The sequence below is a fragment of the Desulfosporosinus paludis genome (genome assembly GCF_045689965.1).
Lineage (GTDB): Bacteria > Bacillota > Desulfitobacteriia > Desulfitobacteriales > Desulfitobacteriaceae > Desulfosporosinus > Desulfosporosinus paludis.
On record NZ_CP144211.1, the window covers coordinates 4,996,715 to 5,017,337 of the forward strand.

Consider the following 20,623-nt stretch of genomic DNA (forward strand, 5'->3'; position numbering starts at 1 on the left):
TTTTCCCTTAAAGCCCCTAGGTTACCTATTTTAGCCTTGGTCAATCTTCCTCGTATCATCTTGTACGTTCTTTTATAGAAAATAGGTAATCATAACAAGAGATTGGGAGGGGCAGAGAGTTTAAAATAATGGCTATAAATTACTCTTAAGGAGGCAAGAAATGCATACATCTCCTTGGGAATTAACCCAGGCTTTAGAAAAAGAAGGATATTTAATTGACCAAGAAACTGCAACGACGCTTTTTTTAGCCTTGACCTTAAAAAAACCCTGCTTAATTGAAGGACCGGCAGGAGTTGGTAAGACACAACTGGCCCTTGCCTTGGCACGGGCGAAACGAAGAAGATTGATAAGGCTGCAGTGTTATGAAGGTTTAGATATTACGAAAGCATTATACGATTGGAACTATGCTAAGCAGCTTTTGCGCTTACAGATGTCCAGAACGGATGATTGGGAAAAGATTAAGTTTGATTTATTTTCAGAGGAGTTTTTACTTTCCCGTCCCCTATTGGAATCCATTCGCTCAAAGGAACCTGTTCTTTTGTTAATTGATGAATTAGATAAAAGCGATGAAGAATTCGAAAGCTTTCTTTTAGAGTTACTGGCGGAACAACAAGTCACCATTCCAGAGATGGGGACAATTTTTTCCCAGTCAAGTCCGATTGTAATGTTAACGAGCAACAACAGCCGCGATTTTAGTGATGCTCTAAGGCGGCGCTGTATTCATATTTATTTATCCTATCCTGCTATAGAACGCGAAATTTCTATTCTTAACTCTCAGGCTCCTGAGTTATCAGATCGTCTTGTGAAAGATGTCTGCGAGTTTGTGGCCAAAGTTCGGAAGTTGCCCTTGCAAAAATTGCCAAGTGTTTCAGAATCCATCGATTTTGCCCGTTCGCTCAATGCGCTTCAGAAAGAGACTGTTAATTATGGTGAACTGATGGGAACACTCAATGTATTATTGAAGTATCCCAAAGATATCGCCAAATTGGAAGAACGTCTTAAAAAATGGGATTCTGAAGCATCCCAACGACGTTAAACCATGAACGTTGTAGAGTTAGGATGGGCTGCTGAATGAATGGGTGGAATTTTCTGAAGCTTATACATGCCCTGAGACAAGTTTCCATATCGGTTTCTTCCCAGGATGTCTATGAGATTCAACGTTGTTTAGTGCGTTTTCCCTATATATCCGAAAAACAGATTTTCAAAGCACTCCTAATTCGCAAACCTCAAGATGTCCTAACCTTTGAAACGATTTGGAGAATTATCGTTGATTCTGCAACTACGGATGATGAAACGAGGCGAGACAAGGAAGCTTTGTCGCTGCTCGAAAAGGAGAATGAGAGCAGTCCGAATATTGGTGGGTTGGGAATCGGGTGTGGCTTCGGTGGGGTTAGCCTGACGAACTCCTCGAACCTAATTAACTCTCTAAAAATTAATCCTCTGAAACTGGAAAAATTAATGGATCAAGGCGTAGATTTTGAAAGTCTCGTGAATACGGTTTTAACAGATATGGACTACTTTACTTGGGTTAATTCCTATGATTTAGCATACCAGCGCGGAACTCTGACAGAAGAGGAGTGGTACACACATCAGACGAAGCGATCGCAAATTATGGAAGAGATTAAACATCAGGTTTTGGCAGTTCAGGTAAACCAAGAAAATAGCTGGCAGCCCCTTGTGAGGCAGCATTGGCTCTTTAAACCTTTAAGCACGCTTTCAGATCAAGAAAAAAGCTTGGTTAAATCAAGTATTCGTAAATGGGCTCGTAAATTAGCCATTCGACCTGGACAACGCTGGAAAACAGGCCATCGAGGGATGATTGATGTTGCTCGCATTGTCCAACAAAGCGCCCAGTGGAACGGTTTGATTTTTCGCCTTAGTTATCACCGGAAAATCCCTCGTGCACCAGAATTGGTAGTTTTATGTGATGTATCAAATTCCATGGCAGCGTATGTTGAGTTTGTAATATTTTTAGTTTCATGCTTAAGAGGACGTTTTCGGAAAGTCAGAGTTTACTTTTTCATTGATACGGTATGGGATGTTTCGGAGTTTGTTTGGAATGAAGATCTCGAAGAAGTGAAGCAAGAGATTAAAAGTTGGGGGCATAAAATTAGTCTTGGGTTCTCAGATTATGGGGCAGTTTTTAAGGAACTCGCTGAAAACTATTTAAAAGATGTCTCATCAAGGGCGACAATTGTATTATTAGGAGATGGTAAAAATAATTATCGTTCTTCTCAAAAAGAATACATCGCTCAAATCTCTGAAAATGTAAAGCACATTTTTTGGCTAAATCCATTAGACGTCGAAGAGTGGAATGAACCGGATAATATTATGAAAGAATACCAACCCTATTTTACGAGAGCGTATCGCTGCCGCTTAGCTAACGACTTACAGAACGTCGTAAAGGATGTTTTTTGAGGAGGGTCATTTATTTTCATTCTGCTGATAACGATTGTCTTAATAACCTTCGCCCAGCTTATTACCCTCGGATCCGTAGTCTTTTTAGAAAATAGAGATCCGACCAAGACGATTATTTGGTTATTAATTTTAGGAGTTCTGCCAATTTTAGGAGCTCTAATATACTTAATGTTAGGCAGAGTGGTTCGAAAACATCAGCTTTCTCGGCATAAACAACTTCTCCAAGGACCGATCGAAGAAATTCTGAAGGAAAGACAAATAAGACCGAGTGAAGAAGATGATGATGATTATACTAAAAATATTCCAATTAAGCAGAAACTTGCCCGAGTTTTACTTAATGATGCCTCTGCACCTATCACGATTAATAATCGGTCTGAGGTACTTACTAATGGCATCGATACCTTTGATTCCATTATTGCTGCGTTACAAAGCGCTACGGATCATATCCATCTTGAGTTTTTTATCTTTCACAATGACAGCATCGGTCAAGATATCCTGAATTTGTTGATTTGTAAAGCATCTGAAGGAGTGAAAGTACGTGTTTTGGTCGATGGTTTAGTTAATCGTTCTGTAAGGAAACGGTTTGGGGAATTAAGAAAAGCTGGCGTTGAAGCCGAAGTATTTTATCCAGTTCGTTTTCCATTCCTATCCCGTCGGCTCAATTTGCGCAACCATCGCAAGATTATTGTTGTCGATGGGCGCATAGGTTTTCTAGGCGGTTTAAATGTAGGAGACGAATACTTATCGCGCAATCTACGTATCGGTTTTTGGCGGGATACGTTTCTTAAGTTAGAAGGAGATTCCGTAAATTTTCTTCAGGCCGTATTTTTGAATGACTGGAATGGTACTACACGTCAGGCTGTTTTCGAACCGGAATACTATCCTCAATCCGAACAATTCTCCATCCAGATGACTCAAATTGCTGCTACCGGTCCGGATTCGGATTGGGGGTCGATGTTGGAAATATTTTTTGTCGCACTGACGAGCGCTGAGAAAACCATATTCATCGAAACCCCTTATTTTGTTCCGGATGAAGGGTCAATTATGGCTTTGAAAACTGCGGCCCTCAGTGGATTAGATGTGAGAATTATACTCCAAGGAGTCCCCGATCATAAAATTACCTATTGGGCGTCTCTTTCTTACGTTGAGGAGTTATTAGCATCAGGTGTTCGGATCTACCAGTATCAGAAAGGGATTCTGCATGCAAAAATTTTAATACTTGATGGAGAAATTGGTGTCATTGGATCTACTAATTTTGATATTCGTAGTTTTAGCCTGAATTTTGAGATTAGTGCTTTTATCTATGATGAGCCCTTGGCACAGCGTTTAGAACGGGATTTTTATCAGGATCTTAAAGACAGCAGGGAGTTAATTCTTGAAGAATACCAAACCCGTCCATTATTGAATCGACTGAAAGAGTCCAGTGCTCGCCTGTTTTCTCCTCTTTTGTAATGGAGGAACGTCGCTTTTAAGCAGATTTACTTGGATTAGCCCCTCATACACGGTATGAGGGGCTGCTTTTTGTGTGCATATCTGAAAGTGTTAGCTTAGGGGGGGTACGTAAGTTAAAATTAAGCGGCCGGCTGCGCTAAGGAAGCAAGAGCGAAGGCAGTGTCTCCGCCTGCCAGCAAAATTTTCTTGATCAGGTATGTTGTGAGAGGTTATAGATGCAAATATCTTCAAGTAAATTAAGGTGTAAAAAGTTTAAGGATGTGAGTGAAGGATATTGGTCAATAGGCAGCGAAATGATTAGATACTATTCAGACTTATCTTAAAAATATAATTTATTTAAAAAAATGCAAATCAAGGTTTCATTAGTGTTTTTTAGGACGTTAATTCTCATTGGGAGCTCAAATAATTTAATATCTAAGGGGGATGGTTGAGTTTTGGTACTAGCAGTGCAAACAGCAACGGTTGTCGTTAGTCAGGATTGGTGCAAAAAATGTGGGATATGTATCGCGTTTTGTCCCAAAAAAGTGCTGGAAGGGGATGAATTTGGCAAAGCTGTCGTCGCTAAGCCTGATCAGTGCATAGCTTGTAAAATTTGCGAGAGACTTTGCCCTGACTTTGCGATAAATATTGAGGTGACGAAAGATGCATGAAGCACGATTGATGCAAGGTAACGAAGCTGTTGCCGAGGGAGCTTTAACTGCAGGCGTACTTTTTTACGCTGGATACCCAATTACACCTTCTACGGAGATTGCAGAAATTATGGCTGAGAAATTACCGTTGCGGGGTGGTACCTTTATCCAAATGGAAGATGAAATCGGAAGTATGGCTGCCATAATTGGGGCTTCATTAACTGGTCTCAAATCTCTCACTGCAACAAGCGGACCAGGGTTTTCTCTAAAACAGGAGAATCTGGGGTATGCCATTGCCACAGAAGTCCCTTGTGTCGTTGTAAATGTTCAGCGCGGCGGCCCCAGTACGGGCTTGCCGACTTCCCCTGCACAAGCCGACGTAATGCAAGCTCGTTGGGGTACGCATGGAGACCATTCAATCATTGCCCTGACACCTTCTTCCGTACAAGAGTGCTATGAGTTAACGGTGAAAGCCTTCAACTTATCTGAGGAGTTTCGAACCCCAGTCATTCTCTTGATGGATGAAGTAGTGGGGCATTTACGAGAAAAAATCCTCGTGCCGGAAATGATCACCATCGTTGATCGAAAAAAGCCGACGGTTCCTCCGGGTGACTATATTGCTTACGAAAATAACGCTAGCATGATTCCGGCCATGGCTAATTTCGGAGAGGGCTACCGCTACCACGTAACAGGATTAACCCATAATGAAAAAGGTTTGCCGACAAGCAGTCCTGCTGTGGTGAAAAAGTTTATGCAACGCCTAACTCAAAAGTTAAATCCATGCTTGGAGAGGATCCAACTCATCGAAGAGATCGAGCTTGAAGATGCAGAATTGGTAGTCATTGCCTATGGATGTTCTGCCCGTTCAGCTATGGAAGCGGTTTATTCTGCACGTGCCGAAGGGTTGAAGGCAGGCCTTTTTCGACCGATTACAATCTGGCCATTTCCCCAGCGTCAACTTAGGAGACTGTCCAAGCGCAAGTATTTAGTCGTAGAAATGAACAGCGGACAACTGGTAGGAGAAGTTGAAAAGCTCTTTGGTTACCAAACGGTCGATCGTCTTAATCGGATGGATGGTGAGTTAATCACTCCCAACGAAATTTTAGACAGAATTCGGGAGGTCATATAGAATGTTCAGCGACATCGCCCAGTATTTTCGCATTGAAACATTACCGCACATTTGGTGCCCTGGTTGTGGAATTGGAACGATCACAGCTGCCATCATTCGGGCTATTAAGACACTGCAGCTTGATCAGAATAACGTGATTTTCGTCTCAGGAATTGGCTGTTCTTCCAGAATGCCTGGGTATTTGGATTTCAACACCATCCATACGACCCATGGGAGAGCTTTACCTTTTGCTACCGGAATTAAGGCTGCTCGCCCCGAGTTAGATGTCTTTGTAATTATGGGAGATGGAGATTCGACGGCTATTGGCGGCAATCATTTAATTCATGCTGCCAGGCGCAATATTGATCTGACAGCCATAGTAATAAATAACAGCATTTATGGAATGACAGGTGGACAGACTTCGCCCTTAACCCCTCATGATAAAAGGGGGACTACGTCACCTTTTGGAAATTTGGAAAGACCTTTTCAAATATTGGAGCTATGTAAGGCTGCGGGGGCAACTTATGGAGGGAGAGCAACTGCTTACCACAATCAACTTCTAACCAAAATAATCATTGATGCATATAACAATCCAGGATTTTCTATTGTTGAAGCAATTTCTCAGTGTCCAGTTTCTTATGGTCGGAGAAACAGCTTTAAAACACCGGTCGATATGCTGCTTTGGCAGAAAGAACATGCCATAAAAATCGGTCAAGAAATTGTGAGCGATGAAGATTTTCAAATCGGTGAGATTTTTAAGCACCAGAGACCGGAGTATACTCATGAATATGAGAAGCTGAGACAAAAATTAAAGGAGGGGAGCATCAATGGCTAAACAGAGATTCCTCTTAACCGGGACCGGGGGGCAAGGGTTAATCTTGGCAGCGATTATCTTAGCTGAGGCCGGAATTAAGGCCGATAGAAATGTTGCCCAGAGCCAGAGCTATGGCCCTGAGGCAAGGGGAGGTGCCTGTCGGGCCGAAGTCATTATTGGCAACGAAATTATTCATTATCCAAAAGTGGAAAAGCCGGATTTTGCTTTGACTCTCAGTCAAGAAGCTTACAAAAAGTACGGTTTAAATCTTAATGAAGAGGCTGTACTGATCGTAGATAATTCCTATGTTCCAGAGGTTAAACCGCGCCTAAGAAATCTTTACTCACTCCCGATAACAAGAACAGCACGGAATGAGTTCGGTTCGGAACAAAGTGCTAATATGGTTGCTTTGGGAGCTGTGACTGTTTTAAGCGGGGTAGTCCCTTTCGAAAATATCCAAGAAGCCGTCCGTCAACGAGCTCCAAAAGGGACGGTAGACAGAAATTTGAAAGCCTTGAAACTCGGGTGGAATCTTGGTCTGGAAGAGGGGGCAATCCTTATCCCGAAGCAAGGTCTAATTGAAGGTGATCAGCAGTGTCGGATTTAATTCAAAAGGAGTGGGTCCAAACTGATTTATCCAAATTAGAGGACGAGCTTGCCGTCGTTTTGTTAGAGGAATGGGGCGGACCAAGAAGCCCCATGGCCTTAAAATATATTGATGAGACAATAATTCCAGATCTTGTCTATTGTTTTTGTAATAATGCAGATTTATTGACGAACGTCACATTTGGAGAAATTCTTCAATGGAAGTTGAAAAACCAATTTGCAAATCCTTCTGCTGTAGTTGCAGATTTGGCGAAGGATTTGCTTTCACCTGCTCAAAAAATAATAAAGCGCCCACAACTTATCGATCCTAAGGAGCCCTGGCGACGGGTTTTTCGCCTTTGGATTTGCGATGAATCCCTGCCTAGTATCGCCGAAAGAATGGGATATCCCTTAGATTATTTAGATTTGCTCCTACTAAGATTCAAAAAGGTAAAAGCCTTTACCCTGAGTCACCGGGTGAGCCTTCTAGAATGCCTCCAGGATTCTGAGCTAAGAGACTTTGGCAAAGAGCAATTAAGTTTCTTTTACCAGTTCCATACTTCCCTGGCCGGCGAACCTTTATTTAAAGAACGTTTAATTTTGGAGCAAGTAATCATCGATTTGGGGTTACCTTTGCAAGTGTCTGATTTAGTAACTCTTTTGGAGATTATTCATACCCATGAAGGTCACCTGGATGAAGACGACCTGATTTCGTCTTTAGGTGAGGTTTCGGGGATTCTTGGATCTGTTCTTGGGTCTTCCGGTGGGCACCGTGTTAATCTATTTTCTTGTGTTATCGATGGCTTGACAACGATGCACTATATTCAAAAAAATAAAGCAGGGAAATTAACTCTCAGTGAAAGGAGTGCCCAAACTATTGCCAACTTTCTCCTGCCTAAGTTAGGAGAACAATTAAAAAGGGCTTTAATCGTTCAGGATTTTGAGCGAGCTAAAGAAATTTTACTAAATCAAAATGAGGAAGTTTTAATTAGATTATTAGATTGGACCTTAAATGAGTTAAGTCAGGAACAGGTCTTGGAGCTACATAAGAGTATTTTAAAAAAAATCAGCCGCCGGGTTGATATTTATTTAATTAAAGGGTTCGCCAACATTCCAGAGGCTCATGAACTCCTTCTGAAATGCTTGAGTGACAATGACAGTTTAATTCGAGCGAATGCTTGTCAGGCCTTAGGGCAACTCAGAAATAAAGCTGCGGCATTTTCCCTCATTCAACTGCTTAAAGACCCTGTAGCTAGTGTGAAAGAAATGGCAGCTCAAGCACTTGGGGAAATTGGAGCAGCAGCGGCTGTCAAAGAATTGGGCAGAGTTGCCGAAGATTATGGTGAATCTCTCAACGTCCGAGAACGCGCCCGGACAGCCTTACGAAAGATTGAGAGCACTAATTTCAAAGGCTAATAAGGCAGCTCCAAGTGCTGCAGTGATACTTGGTTCTTTAAACACTAACAGAGGACAGCCCAACTGTTTGGCTAAGGAATTTACGACACCATGATTATGGGCTACTCCACCCGTAAAAACAATGTCCGGTTCAAGGCCTGTACGCCTGATCATAGATGCCACTCTGCTGGCAACCGAGTCACAAACTCCCGCTAAAATATCTGATTTTGAAGTTCCCGATGCTACTTGGGAAATGACTTCAGACTCAGCAAATACCGTGCAAAAGGACGAAATTTTTGTTGGGTTCTTTGCGGCTTCCACTAAATCTCCGATACCTGACATTTCAACTTCCAAGGCAGAGGCCATGACCTCAAGAAATCGCCCTGTTCCTGCGGCGCATTTATCATTCATGGCAAAATCTGCGACTTTACCATTGGATAATAATTTAATGACTTTACTGTCCTGACCGCCGATATCAATGATCGTACGAGCCGAGGGAAAAAGAAAACTAATCCCTTTAGCTTGACACGTAATTTCAGAGACCTCCCGATCTGATGGAAAGGTGACCCTGCCATACCCTGTGGCCACCGTCGTACATATTTCGGAGGGCGATAGCTTTATCTCAGTAAGAAGCTGCTCAATTAAGCGGTTGGCAACCTCCCGCCCATTGTAACCTGCCCGGGCAACAGTTTCACCTAAAATGTCCTTATGCTGGTTTATTAGTACAATTTTAACAGTGAGAGAACCAATATCAAACACCTAAATAATAGTTTTCCATTCCATTCCTCCTAAGATAAACTCATCTTAATCAAATGTTTCTAAAAAAGCCTGAACTCGATTGCGAACAGCCTCAGCAGCGTAAGCTCTGGGATCAGCCATGTCTGCTTCGATCATTAACCCCGGTACTCCGGTTTCACGCATAACTTTCCGACGGATGACTTTTTGAACTAAAGAGTAGGGTTTACAAGAACGGTTTGAGTGCATTACAAAACCATTGGCCTTGTACTCTCTAATTAGGTTAATTAACTGATTGGCCCGAAAATCGGGACAACGGTTGAGGAAAACTTCAGTATAAGTAGCTGCTAAGCTTTCCATAGGGGTTCCAGGGGCGTGATCAACAGCCCAGCCACCACTATAAGTGTCGGTTACAAAACAGGCACCTCTTTCTGAAAATAGTTTGTTGAAAGCAAAAACTTGAGGCCAAATGGCGATATTGTCCCATACTAAGCGAATACGTTCATTTTCGACGGCTCCTTGCGATTTTGTGACACGATCTTTGACTTCTTCCTTGAGCTGATGGTAATAATCGATTCCTTTTTGTGATCCTCGTAGGACGACAATAGGCGCCATATGAATGAAAAGATCAGGAGCATTGAGCGGAGAGGGAACAGCTTGACAAAATTGCCGGGTCTCTTTCCAAAGCGAGGTGATTTCGCTGCTAAGACGCATTTGCTGAGCTAAGTCCTTTTCCTTGAATTTTCGACCTGTGATTTTCTCTAATTCTGAGACCATGTTATGCAATTGATTGAGCACATACTCTTTCGCTTGAGAGGTTAATTCCCCAGTGAGAAACGGCGTGTCCAAGACCAAGAGCGGAACATCAAAATAGCGGGCCAAGACTTCATACCATTTGAGCACAGTCCCACAAATATTGTTGCAGGCAACTAAAAGATCTGGTTTAGGCATGCCTCCATAGGGAGCGAGATCCGGCCGCAGAACTCCTCCGATATTTGAACGAGCGTAGGAACAGAGGTCCAAAGAATACCCTTCTGTTTCAGCGGCTTCGCATAACGCGACTGTAGCTTTATGCGTGCTGTAGATGGCAGCATATTGTTCGGGGTAGGCTGGATGAATTTTAAAAGCCCTTAACAGTTCTACAGGTGCACCGCTCGTCACCCAGGCCAAAGGACGGTTTAGAGGCTTGCCCCAGTAGCGATGATAATTTGTCAAAGCATAGTAGCGGCCCATAGTTTTTTTAAGAGCAGCACTACTGACCAAGGGGCGGTAATTTCGTCGTTTAGCTTGGCGTTCCGATGCTGCGCCTTGTGTGTTTATGTTAGATTTTGACAATTTATCCATAATTCGCGTTCTCCTTTATACAATCGAGATCTTACGCCAAACTTTCCAGGAAGGCTTGGAGTCTTGTTCTTTCTTGTCCGCCAACGTCTGCCCCTTCTAGTTCTAAAACCAAGGTGCGAAGACCGCTATTTTGGAGTTGATGCGAAAGAGATACAGAATCCCAGGCGTGTGGTTCACAGAATTTACGAATAACAAGAATTGCGGCTTTAGCTTTTCTCTGTTGGGCTAGAGCTTCTATATAATTGTACCGTTCATCTAAGCCGCGGTGTTTACAAGGGCAGGGGGGCATTTCCGTATAACGCTGCACAATATCTTTCAGCGGATTTTCCATTCCTGAAACCGTTTGACCGGAATAGTGACGATACCCGGTACAAGTATCATCAGCCACAACTCTGCCGCCCAAGTCTTCGATCATAGCGAAGAGACGATCATTTTCCAAGACTGCTCCGCTAATCAGGATACCTACCCTTTGCCCTTGAGGAGCCACCATATCTTGGATCATTGAAAAACATGATCCCAGGGCTTTAATATATTCGGAACGCGGCATTAGCTGTCCGGCTCTGAGGAAAGCAGAAACCAAAGGGGAGGGTAGTTGTGGGCGGAGCGCATCAAGCTGGGACGCTAATTCACGTGCTCGGTTGCATACATCTATGCCAGCGCGTATCTTGGCTTTGGTTATCTCTATATGAGTTAAGGTCTTCAGTTGGTCAATAAGAGACTCAAGTTCAGAGAGATAATATTGAGAGGCGCCTTGAGCCTTTAACATGACAGGTGGGACAAGATCGACTGTTTTTGTACGACCGGCTCCAGCCCAAATTCCGCTGAGACATTGCATTGTGTCACACGTGTGAGTAAAACCAACTCCGACAAGATCTTGCCATTGACCGCTCAGTTCCATATCGAGTGTCCCTCTGGCCAAAGAACAGCAGTAACTCGGAAGTTCGGCGGGGGTTAAGTTTCCGCTGTCAGGCAGCAGGCGAATTGGCTCTAGATCTGCGGCCAGTAGAAGCTCTTCTGGAAAATAGGAGCAAAAATAGCCGAAAAATCTTTGATGAGGGTAGCGATTTCTTCGAGCGGCCCCTTTAAGAGCTGCTTCTTCTTGAAGAAGTTCAAATGCTTCAGTTGCTCCTTCTTGTCTATCATTGTTGGACATTTAAGAGCTCCTCTCTTTAAAGATTTAGATTTTACCAATCGCGGTTATCGGGAGATCCGGACGAATTTCAGCCTTAAACCCACCTGTGATAATCAAGGCAACCTCAAGAATCATAATAGTCTCTCCAAGGAAAGAATATATCAGCTGTCGTATTGACCATCGACCTACCTCCTTATCAGTTCAATTCAGTTCTAGCGAGCGCTCATAAAGAGACGCTTGTAATTTTATTATAATAAAAATTAGAATAAAGAAACAGTTATTAGTTTAAATATTCAGTAAAATATAATATAATCCAGAATAGTCAATAAACAACTAAGCTAATGTTGTTATCTTATTAACTAAGAAGGAAATTCTTGTCCACTGAAGAATATTGAATACTATGGAAGGTTAAGCTTAAAGAAAAGGAGGCATAATTGAATGACCAATTTAAGAGAACTTTATGTCTGCAGTGTTTGCGGAAATGTTGTTGAGGTAGTTAATCCTGGGGCGCCTGCATTAGTCTGCTGTAGCAAACCCATGAACAAGCTTGAAGCAGGTGTTGTAGATGCAAGTTTAGAAAAACATGTTCCTGTATATGAAGTAGTGGACAGTGGAATTAAAGTTAAGGTAGGCAGCGTTGTTCATCCAATGGAGGAAAAACATTTTATTAGATTTATAGAAGTTTTAACAAAAAATCAGGTCCTAAGAGCTGAATTATCACCTGGTCAAGCACCAGAAGCTTTCTTCATGGTTAATGTTGACGATGTGGTAGAAGTTAGAGAGTACTGTACGATACATGGGCTTTGGAAAGCGGGCAAGTAATTGAAAGGTCCCGCAAAGTCAGAGATGTAGTGCAGGGTTTAGGGTTAATGAAAGGAGATTTAAAATAACTTGTTAGCGACTGATAAAAATTCAAACGTTGGTTTTGTAGGAACTGGGGTTATGGGAAAAAGCATGGCTGGTCATCTATTAAAGGCCGGTTATCAAGTGAATATTTACACCCGCACTAAGGATAAAGCAGATGAACTCCTTAAAATGGGGGCGGTTTGGCAAGAAACTGTTGCGGATCTGGCTAAGAATAGCGATATTATTATCTCTATGGTAGGCTATCCTAAAGATGTCGAAGAGATCTATCTCGGAGAACAAGGCATTATTAATCATGCCAAGAGCGGCAGCTATTTAATAGATATGACAACTTCCTCGCCATCGTTAGCGAAGAAAATATATCAAGCAGCCCGCGCGAAAGATATGCATGCCATAGATGCTCCTGTTTCTGGCGGAGACGTCGGGGCTAAAGAAGCTCGTCTGGCAATTATGGTTGGCGGGGACGAGGAAGTCTTTAAAGCCTTAGTTCCTATCCTGAGTTACTTAGGGAAAAACATTGTTTATCAAGGGAGCGCTGGGGCAGGCCAACATACGAAAATGTGCAATCAAATCGCAATTGCCTCCAATATGATAGGAGTATGTGAAGCGATCGCATATGCCCAAAAATCAGGCTTAAATCCTGAAACCGTCCTTAAAAGCATCGAATCAGGTGCAGCTGGGAGTTGGTCATTAAGCAATTTGGCTCCACGAATGTTGGCTAATGATTTTGCCCCCGGCTTTTATGTAAAACATTTTATTAAAGATATGACAATCGCTCTGGATTCTGCCAAAGAAATGGGTTTACTTACTCCAGGCCTTGAACTTGCGAAATCACTCTATGATAAATTGGCCGCTGAAGGAGAAGAAAATAGTGGTACCCAGAGCCTTTATAAACTCTATACTTCCATTTAACCGGAACCACGGGGCTAACTTTCAGTTACCCCGTGGTTTTTAATAGCTAATAAGGGTTTTATTAATTCTACAATTCGTTATTATTATGGCAACCTTCGTCGTGTTTACCTGATCCAGGAAATATCTGAATAAGCTAAGCTTATATAAGGGGAAAAATCCTATTGTATAATCATAAATTTCGAGAATTCGATTCATATCGACATGTAAATATATATACCCATTTTCTTAAAAGATTTGCTATTTGAATTTCCAATAGAATTATCCATAAAATTAATTCACTATATAATATATTAATTATAGTAATATTGACTTATTGTGACCCCAGTGCTAATCTTAATTATGAAAACAAACCGTCTAAGCGTTGAAATAACTGAGGTTTATCGCTTTAAGAGCACTTCAAAAGAGTTTTTTGGTGTTACTTATTTTTTTTAATCCTATATGTGAAAGTATTCATATTCCTCATTATAGTGGTGATTATTAACCTTTAATTTTAAAGACTTTAAAGTTTACAATAGTCTTAAATTTACAATAATTTTCTTGGTATGAAGTATATTAGCCATTAAAAGCAAATATCCTCCATAAATCATGCTGGAGGAGTGCTATACGGTTGGTTCAGGGCAACTTGGCCAACTGGCTCGACATTCGTCGAGAGTTTATTGGCATATAAGGGAGGTAAAAGGATGGCTTATAAGAGTATTCTGGTGGTTGGAGGGGGAATCAGCGGTCTTACCGCCGCAGTGGAAGCTTCCGAAGCAGGAAGTGAGGTTTATCTGGTCGAAGAGAACGCCTATTTAGGTGGACGAGTAGCCCAGATGAATCAGTATTTTCCGAAGTTATGCCCCCCGAACTGCGGGTTAGAGATTAACTTTCGCAGAATAAAGCAGAATCCCCGCATCAAGTTCTTCACCCTGGCTGAAGTCGAATCGATTGAGGGAGAAGAAGGGGATTTTACGGTCACGGTGAAAGCCAAGCCGCGTTTTGTCAACCAGAATTGTACAGCATGCGGGAAGTGCACAGAGGTTTGTCCCGTAGAGAGAGCAAACGAATTTAATTACGGTATGGATAAAACCAAAGCCATTTACAAGGCCCACGCTTTTGCGTTTCCGATGAAGTACCTCATCGATGGAGAGGCATGTCCCGGAGCAGAATGTGGAAAATGTGTCAGCGTCTGTGATTATGGAGCCATTGAGCTGGACATGGAACCCAAAAGCTTTAAACTCAACGTTGGCTCGGTTGTCTGGGCCACAGGCTGGGAACCTTATGATGCTGCAAAGATATCCTACTACGGGTTTGGACGGCATCAAAATGTCATCACGAATGTCATGATGGAGCGAATGGCTGCCCATAATGGACCCACAGCAGGGAAGATCGTCCGTCCGTCGGATGGCAAAGAAGTTAAGACGATCGCGTTTGTTCAATGTGCTGGGTCCCGCGACGAGAATCATTTGTCCTACTGTTCGGGTGTCTGCTGTATGGCATCCCTGAAACAAGCTACCTACGTCTTAAAACAAACTCCGGATGCCAAGGTATCGATGTTCTATATTGATGTTCGGGCGATGGGGAAATATGAAGACTTTTATACAAAGGTACAAAACGACATTAACCTGATCAAAGGCAAGGTGGGAGAGATCACCGAGGATGCCGAGACGAAGGATTTGATCGTACAAGTTGAGAACCAAGCAACCGGAGAAATCATGAAGGAACGAGTGGACATGGTGGTCTTGGCGACAGGCATGGTACCCTCCACCGTCGGATCAAAAGTACCGGTTGAGCTAGCGTATGATGAGGACGGATTTATTGCTTCTGAATCAGAACGACCTGGGATCTATGGCGCTGGAAGCGTGAAGAAGCCATTGGATGTAGCCTCATCGGCAAAAGATGCTACAGCTGCAGCACTAAAAGCCCTACAATCTACGGTGAGGAGGTAGCTCAATGGATAAAAAAACAGGGGTATATATCTGTACCGGCTGTGGAATTGGAGAAGCCTTAGACATAGCGGCGCTGTCCAAGGTTGCCACCAAGGAAGGCAAGGTTCCAGTATGTAAGACACATGCTTTTCTCTGTGGAGAAGAAGGCGCAGCCCAAATTAAACGTGATATAGAGAACGAAGAGGTAAACGCGGTGGTCATCGCCGGTTGTTCCTCTCGCGTGAATTATGATGTATTTGACTTTGGGCCCTCGATCATCACGGAACGGGCCAATTTGCGGGAGCAAGTCATCTGGTGCCATCCGGCGGAAGATGAAGATACCCAAATGATGGCTGAAGACAGTCTGCGGATGAGCCTGGCCAAAGCGAAGCATATCGAAGTACCGGAAGGGTTCCATGGGGAAAACATGGTTAAGACCATCCTCGTGGTCGGTGGCGGACTGACAGGAATCACGGCTGCTCTGGAAGGAGCCAAAGCAGGTTATAAAACCGTCCTCGTCGAGAAGAGTCCGGTGCTCGGCGGCTGGATGAACAGCTTATTTAAACAAGCGCCGTTAAAAGCTCCTTATACAGATCCGGAAGAAGTGGACATTGCGGTCCGGATTCAAGAATTGGAAGCTAACCCTGACGTTACGATCTACACCAGTGCTGAAATCAAAGAAATTGCTGGTGCACCAGGAATGTTTGATGTGAGCATCGAGCAAAACGGCAGCGTTGTGAACGAACGGATTGGGTCGGTGGTTTTAGCCACAGGAGCAGTACCGTATGATGCCTCGAAATTGGAACACCTTGGATATGGCAACTATGCCAACGTAATTACCGGTCAGGCCTTTGAAGAACTGGCCAAAAACGGTAAAATCGTACGCCCGGGAGACGGCAAAGAAGTTCAAAGCATCGCCTTCCTGCAATGTTCCGGATCACGGGATGCTAATCACTTGGCATATTGCTCTTCCGTCTGTTGTATAGAATCCCTAAAACAAGCAACGTATCTGAAAGAACAAAACCCGGAAGCAGCGATCTACATTTTCCATAAAGACATTCGAACCCCTGGTCAATATGAAAAACTCTACAAACGAGTCCAGAGAGACGGAGGCATTTTCGTACGCGGAGAAGTCACAGGCATCACGGAAGACGATGAGAAGAACCTGCTGATCGAAGCAGCGGATGTCCTGACAGGCTCGACCATCAGCACAGAAGGTGTAGACTTAGTCGTCCTGGCCACAGGGATGGTGCCAACCACAGCTATTGGAGAAAGCCTCGTAGCCAAGGCAGAGGGCGAAGAAGCGAAAGAAGAAGAAAAGCCTCAAGGCGACACCATCATTCGCTCGAATCTTTTGAACCTGGCCTATCGACAAGGCCCTGAGATGCCCACGTTAAAATATGGATTTTCTGATTCGCATTTTATCTGCTTCCCGTATGAAACACGTCGAACCGGGATTTATGCGGCAGGAAGCGTCAGGGCGCCGATGGATGCTCTCTCGAGCATTGAAGATGCTACAGGGGCAGCCATGAAAGCCATCCAATGTATCGAACTGAGCGAACTCGGTTCAGCGGTACATCCTAGGGTGGGGATCTTTCCTTCCCGAGTTTTGCTATGCAGCGCTGCACCCAATGTAAGCGTTGTACGGTAGAATGTCCTTTCGGAGCGATCAACGAAGACGATAAATTCAACCCACTGCCGAATCCAACCCGTTGCCGACGGTGCGGGATTTGTATGGGGGCCTGCCCAGAACGGATCATCTCCTTCAAAAACTACTCCGTACCGATGATCGGGAACATGATTAAAGCGATCGAAGTACCGGAAGAGGATGAAGAAAAGCCAAGAATTGTTGTCTTTGCCTGTGAAAACGATGCCATACCGGCCTTAGATATGGCAGGCATAAATCGACTGAATTACAACGCTTGGGTACGGGTCATTCCCGTAAGGTGCTTAGGTTCCATGAGCCTGGTGTGGATCGCGGATACGTTATCCAAAGGAATTGATGGCATATTACTCCTGGGATGTAAGCATGGCGACGACTATCAATGCCACTTCATCAAAGGGAGCGAATTAGCGGAAACCCGACTCTCCAAAGTGGCAGAAACCTTAGACCGCTTGTCGCTGGAGTCGGAACGTGTACGGATGGATCAAATATCCATTATGGACTACGATCAAATACCGGGAATTTTGGACGGCTTTGCCGAGAGACTAGAAGAACTGGGTCCAAACCCCTATAAAGGGTTCTAAGTCCTTGAATAGCAAAGGAGCATTAGTATGGAAGAAATAAAAAGTGTATCTCTGGAGATGAAAGATTATATTGTTTCTTCAGGGGCGGAGACGCTCAGCTGGTGTATGCAGTGCGGACTCTGTACCAACCTTTGTCCTTGGCGTTTAGTCCCCGGAGAAGTCAGCGAAGCATTTAACATTCGGAAGATGCAGCGCCTGGGTCAGCTGGGATTAGAAGGCTTCGAAGAAGAAGAAGTGCTGTTTGCCTGTGCGACCTGCGGCATGTGTCAGGTCAATTGCCCACGAAAAGTAGAGATCATCAACAATGTGCGCTCGATGAGGAACACCACCGTAGGCGCAGGGTTTTTACCCGCGCATCTGCGCCCGATTGCGGGAAGCATCCATGCCAATGGAAATCCTTGGTCGGGAGAACAAGAGAAACGCGCCGAGTGGCAAGAAGGACTGGATATTCCGGCCTTCACGGAAGACACGGAATATTTGCTGTATGTCTGTTGTACGTCTTGTTATGATACCCGAAGCAAGAAGATTGCCAAAAGTATCGTAACCCTCTTAAAACAGGCGGGGGTAAACTTTGGAGTGTTGACCGCAGAAGAGAATTGCTGTGGAGAGACTGTCCGGAAACTCGGAGACGAAGAACTGTTCCAAAAACTAGCCGAATCCAACATTAAGCTGTTTAACAGCAAAGGTGTCAAAAAGATTATTACGACATCCCCGCACTGCTTGTACGCCTTTAAGAAGGATTATCCGGAATACGGCGGAGAGTATGAAGTGATGCATTATTCCGAAGTTCTAAGCGAGCTGTTAAAGGAAGGGAAGCTGACCTTTAAAGAGGAATTGGGGAAGAAAGTCACATTCCACGATCCCTGTTATTTAGGAAGACATAATGAAGTATACGATGCTCCACGGGAGCTGATCCAAGCGATCCCGGGTGTAGAGCTGGTAGAACTGGAACGCAATAAGAGTAAGAGCCTATGCTGCGCCGGCGGCGGCGGACGAGTCTGGGCTGAAGTCCCGATGGGGCAGCGGTTTGGCGAGTTCCGGATTACGGATGCCGTAGAGAAACAAGCCGATATTCTGGTCACGGCATGTCCTTACTGCATTTTGATGCTGGACGATGCCTGTGCTGGTTTGGAAAAGAAAGATGTCCTGGAAGTCATGGAAATGTCTGAACTCCTTTGTTCCGCTAGCAAGCCTTAATACTTTAATGGTGATGCCATTTCCCCACATAGGGGAGGTGTCCAAATAATATAATTTTAAATGAGCCTTTGACAAAATAGGAAAGTTAGGAGGAGAAAGCATGAACATCATCGTTTGCATCAAACAAACATTTGATACCGAGGCTAAAATTGTTCTTGATGGTAATGGCAAAATCGATCCCAATGGGGTCAACCTAATTATTAATCCTTACGATGAGTACGCTATTGAAGAGGGAATCCGTCTGAAGGAGAAATTAGGTGGCGAAGTTACAGTAGTCACTATGGGTGGCCCTCGTGCTCAAGAAGCTGTTCGCACAGCTTTAGCCATGGGAGCGGACAAAGGGGTAGTTGTAAACGATCCTATCTTAGGAAGTACCGATGAATGGGCCAATGCTGAAATTCTCGCTAAAGCAGTAGCTCAACTTCCATATGACATTATCTTAACTGGTCGTATTGCCATTGATGATGGTGCCAGTCAAATTGCAGTACGTTTAGGAGAAGCCTTAAATATTCCTTCGATCAGCAGCATTCTTAAACTTGATGTTGCTGGAACTCAAGCCACTGCAACCCGTGAAATTGATGGTGGAACAGAAGTCATCGAAGTTGCTTTGCCAGTTGTAGTTACCGCTCAAAAAGGTCTCAATGAACCCCGTTATCCATCCGTAGCTGGAATCATGAAGGCTAAAAAGAAACCTTTAAAAACAATGTCAGTTGCTGATCTTGGATTATCTGCCGGTGATTTAGCCGCTAAAATGAGTGTTGAGAAATTCACCTTACCTAATGCACGCCAAGCAGGACAAAAAATTCCTGGAGAAGCTGCTCAAGCCGCTAAAGAATTAGCACGATTATTGCACGAAGAAGCTAAAGTTCTGTAGAAGGAGGAATAAACATGGCAAAAGGTATATGGGTTGTAGTTGAACAACGCGACCTACAAATTCGTAAAGTTTCATTAGAACTTCTTGGACAAGGACGGAAAATGGCCGATGAAACCGGCGAGCCTTTGGTAGCTGTCGTACTTGGTCAAGGAATTGAAGGACTCGCGCAAACTCTAGCTGCTAATGGAGCAGACAAAGTTATTCTCATTGAAGATGCGAAACTGGCTGAATATACGACTGGAGCCTATACTTCAGTATTAAACAAACTAATTAGCAAAGAAGAGCCTCAAGCAGTTCTCATGGGAAATACCGCCGTAGGAAAGGACCTTGCTCCTCGTTTAGCTCAACGTTTAGGCGTTGGTCTTGCCTCCGACTGCACGGGTATTGAACTTAATTCCGCCAGCTTCATGACCTTTAAGCGTCCTATTTATGCTGGTAAGGCATTTGAATATCTTAATTCAAACGTCCGCCCCATCTTAGCAACAATTCGTCCTAACACATTTACTTTACCTGTAGCTGATGATTCCCGCAAGGCTGACGTTGTTAAGGAAACTGCCGAAATCGACAGCGCAGACTTACGGGCCATTCTTAAAGAAGTAGCTATTGCGGCATCTAAACGCCCTGAACTAACTGAGGCTAACATCATTGTTTCTGGCGGGCGCGGGATGAAAGGTCCTGAGAATTATGCGATCTTAGAAGAATTAGCTGACGTCATTGGTGCAGCTGTAGGTGCATCACGTGCGGCAGTTGATTCAGGCTGGAGAGAGCAGAAGTTCCAGGTCGGACAAACCGGAAAAACAGTTGCTCCTACCCTTTACATTGCCTGCGGTATTTCTGGAGCTATTCAACACCTTGCAGGTATGGGCTCTTCCAAATTCATTGTTGCAATTAACAAAGATCCTGAAGCAAATATCTTTAACGTTGCAGACTATGGAATCGTTGGAGATCTTTTCGAAGTCGTTCCTGTTCTGACTGAAGAATTCAAGAAAATTGTCAACGGATAATAACCT

Annotated in this window: 16 protein-coding genes and 2 pseudogenes; 15 read left to right on the forward strand and 3 right to left on the reverse strand. The window is 43.8% G+C overall.

Annotated elements, in window-relative coordinates; genetic code table 11:
- Positions 1–160 precede the first annotated feature (160 nt).
- From VZF35_RS24800 to VZF35_RS24835, 8 genes are all read left to right on the forward strand, one after another.
- The gene (locus VZF35_RS24800; protein WP_407309108.1) at positions 161–1,036 is read left to right on the forward strand and encodes an AAA family ATPase; all 876 of its coding nucleotides are present in this window, start codon (positions 161–163) and stop codon (positions 1,034–1,036) included.
- A 35-nt stretch (positions 1,037–1,071) separates the two neighbouring features.
- The gene (locus VZF35_RS24805) at positions 1,072–2,418 is read left to right on the forward strand and encodes a VWA domain-containing protein (protein ID WP_407309110.1); all 1,347 of its coding nucleotides are present in this window, start codon (positions 1,072–1,074) and stop codon (positions 2,416–2,418) included.
- 33 nt (positions 2,419–2,451) lie between these two features.
- Entirely contained in the window at positions 2,452–3,870 is a 1,419-nt protein-coding gene (gene cls / locus VZF35_RS24810; protein WP_407314816.1) for a cardiolipin synthase, read from the forward strand.
- Positions 3,871–4,304: 434 nt separating this feature from the next.
- A complete protein-coding gene (locus VZF35_RS24815; RefSeq protein WP_407309112.1) occupies positions 4,305–4,520 on the forward strand; it encodes a ferredoxin family protein in 216 nt (71 codons plus the stop codon).
- Positions 4,513–5,628 (forward strand): 2-oxoacid:acceptor oxidoreductase subunit alpha, encoded by a 1,116-nt coding sequence (locus VZF35_RS24820; protein ID WP_407309114.1) that lies wholly within the window; start codon positions 4,513–4,515, stop codon positions 5,626–5,628. The genes VZF35_RS24815 and VZF35_RS24820 overlap by 8 nt, the downstream gene beginning before the upstream one ends.
- Before the next feature lies 1 nt (position 5,629).
- On the forward strand, positions 5,630–6,442 hold the full coding sequence (locus tag VZF35_RS24825) for a 2-oxoacid:ferredoxin oxidoreductase subunit beta (protein ID WP_407309116.1): 813 nt from the start codon (positions 5,630–5,632) through the stop codon (positions 6,440–6,442).
- On the forward strand, positions 6,435–7,028 hold the full coding sequence (locus VZF35_RS24830; RefSeq protein ID WP_407309118.1) for a 2-oxoacid:acceptor oxidoreductase family protein: 594 nt from the start codon (positions 6,435–6,437) through the stop codon (positions 7,026–7,028). The genes VZF35_RS24825 and VZF35_RS24830 overlap by 8 nt, the downstream gene beginning before the upstream one ends.
- Positions 7,016–8,422 carry a HEAT repeat domain-containing protein gene (locus VZF35_RS24835; protein ID WP_407309120.1) on the forward strand — a complete coding sequence of 469 codons (1,407 nt, stop codon included), beginning with the start codon at positions 7,016–7,018 and terminating at the stop codon, positions 8,420–8,422. The genes VZF35_RS24830 and VZF35_RS24835 overlap by 13 nt, the downstream gene beginning before the upstream one ends.
- On the opposite strand, the pseudogene VZF35_RS24840 reads toward VZF35_RS24835, so the two are convergent.
- From VZF35_RS24840 to VZF35_RS24850, 3 genes and pseudogenes are all read right to left on the reverse strand, one after another.
- Positions 8,387–9,179: pseudogene (locus VZF35_RS24840) on the reverse strand (acyl-CoA dehydratase activase). The gene VZF35_RS24835 and the pseudogene VZF35_RS24840 sit on opposite strands and share 36 nt — an antisense overlap.
- Before the next feature lie 26 nt (positions 9,180–9,205).
- Positions 9,206–10,480 carry a 2-hydroxyacyl-CoA dehydratase subunit D gene (locus VZF35_RS24845; protein ID WP_407309122.1) on the reverse strand — a complete coding sequence of 425 codons (1,275 nt, stop codon included), beginning with the start codon at positions 10,478–10,480 and terminating at the stop codon, positions 9,206–9,208.
- Between the two features lie 31 nt (positions 10,481–10,511).
- Positions 10,512–11,633: a 2-hydroxyacyl-CoA dehydratase subunit D gene (locus tag VZF35_RS24850; RefSeq protein WP_407309124.1), complete on the reverse strand. Its 1,122-nt coding sequence runs from the start codon at positions 11,631–11,633 to the stop codon at positions 10,512–10,514.
- 417 nt (positions 11,634–12,050) lie between these two features.
- On the opposite strand from VZF35_RS24850, the gene VZF35_RS24855 reads away from it, so the two are divergent.
- The 7 genes and pseudogenes from VZF35_RS24855 to VZF35_RS24885 all read left to right on the forward strand — a co-directional run bounded on the left by VZF35_RS24855 (position 12,051) and on the right by VZF35_RS24885 (position 20,617).
- Positions 12,051–12,434 carry a desulfoferrodoxin gene (locus VZF35_RS24855; RefSeq protein ID WP_407309126.1) on the forward strand — a complete coding sequence of 128 codons (384 nt, stop codon included), beginning with the start codon at positions 12,051–12,053 and terminating at the stop codon, positions 12,432–12,434.
- A 69-nt stretch (positions 12,435–12,503) separates the two neighbouring features.
- The gene (locus VZF35_RS24860) at positions 12,504–13,388 is read left to right on the forward strand and encodes an NAD(P)-dependent oxidoreductase (RefSeq protein ID WP_407309128.1); all 885 of its coding nucleotides are present in this window, start codon (positions 12,504–12,506) and stop codon (positions 13,386–13,388) included.
- Between the two features lie 680 nt (positions 13,389–14,068).
- Positions 14,069–15,316, forward strand: a complete 1,248-nt coding sequence (locus tag VZF35_RS24865; RefSeq protein ID WP_407309130.1) for an FAD-dependent oxidoreductase — start codon at positions 14,069–14,071, stop codon at positions 15,314–15,316.
- Positions 15,317–15,320: 4 nt separating this feature from the next.
- A pseudogene (locus VZF35_RS24870) lies at positions 15,321–17,542 on the forward strand (hydrogenase iron-sulfur subunit).
- A gap of 27 nt (positions 17,543–17,569) precedes the next feature.
- The gene (locus VZF35_RS24875) at positions 17,570–18,739 is read left to right on the forward strand and encodes a (Fe-S)-binding protein (RefSeq protein ID WP_407309132.1); all 1,170 of its coding nucleotides are present in this window, start codon (positions 17,570–17,572) and stop codon (positions 18,737–18,739) included.
- A gap of 100 nt (positions 18,740–18,839) precedes the next feature.
- A complete protein-coding gene (locus VZF35_RS24880; RefSeq protein ID WP_407309134.1) occupies positions 18,840–19,613 on the forward strand; it encodes an electron transfer flavoprotein subunit beta/FixA family protein in 774 nt (257 codons plus the stop codon).
- A gap of 14 nt (positions 19,614–19,627) precedes the next feature.
- Positions 19,628–20,617: an electron transfer flavoprotein subunit alpha/FixB family protein gene (locus VZF35_RS24885; RefSeq protein WP_407309136.1), complete on the forward strand. Its 990-nt coding sequence runs from the start codon at positions 19,628–19,630 to the stop codon at positions 20,615–20,617.
- Positions 20,618–20,623: the final 6 nt, after the last annotated feature.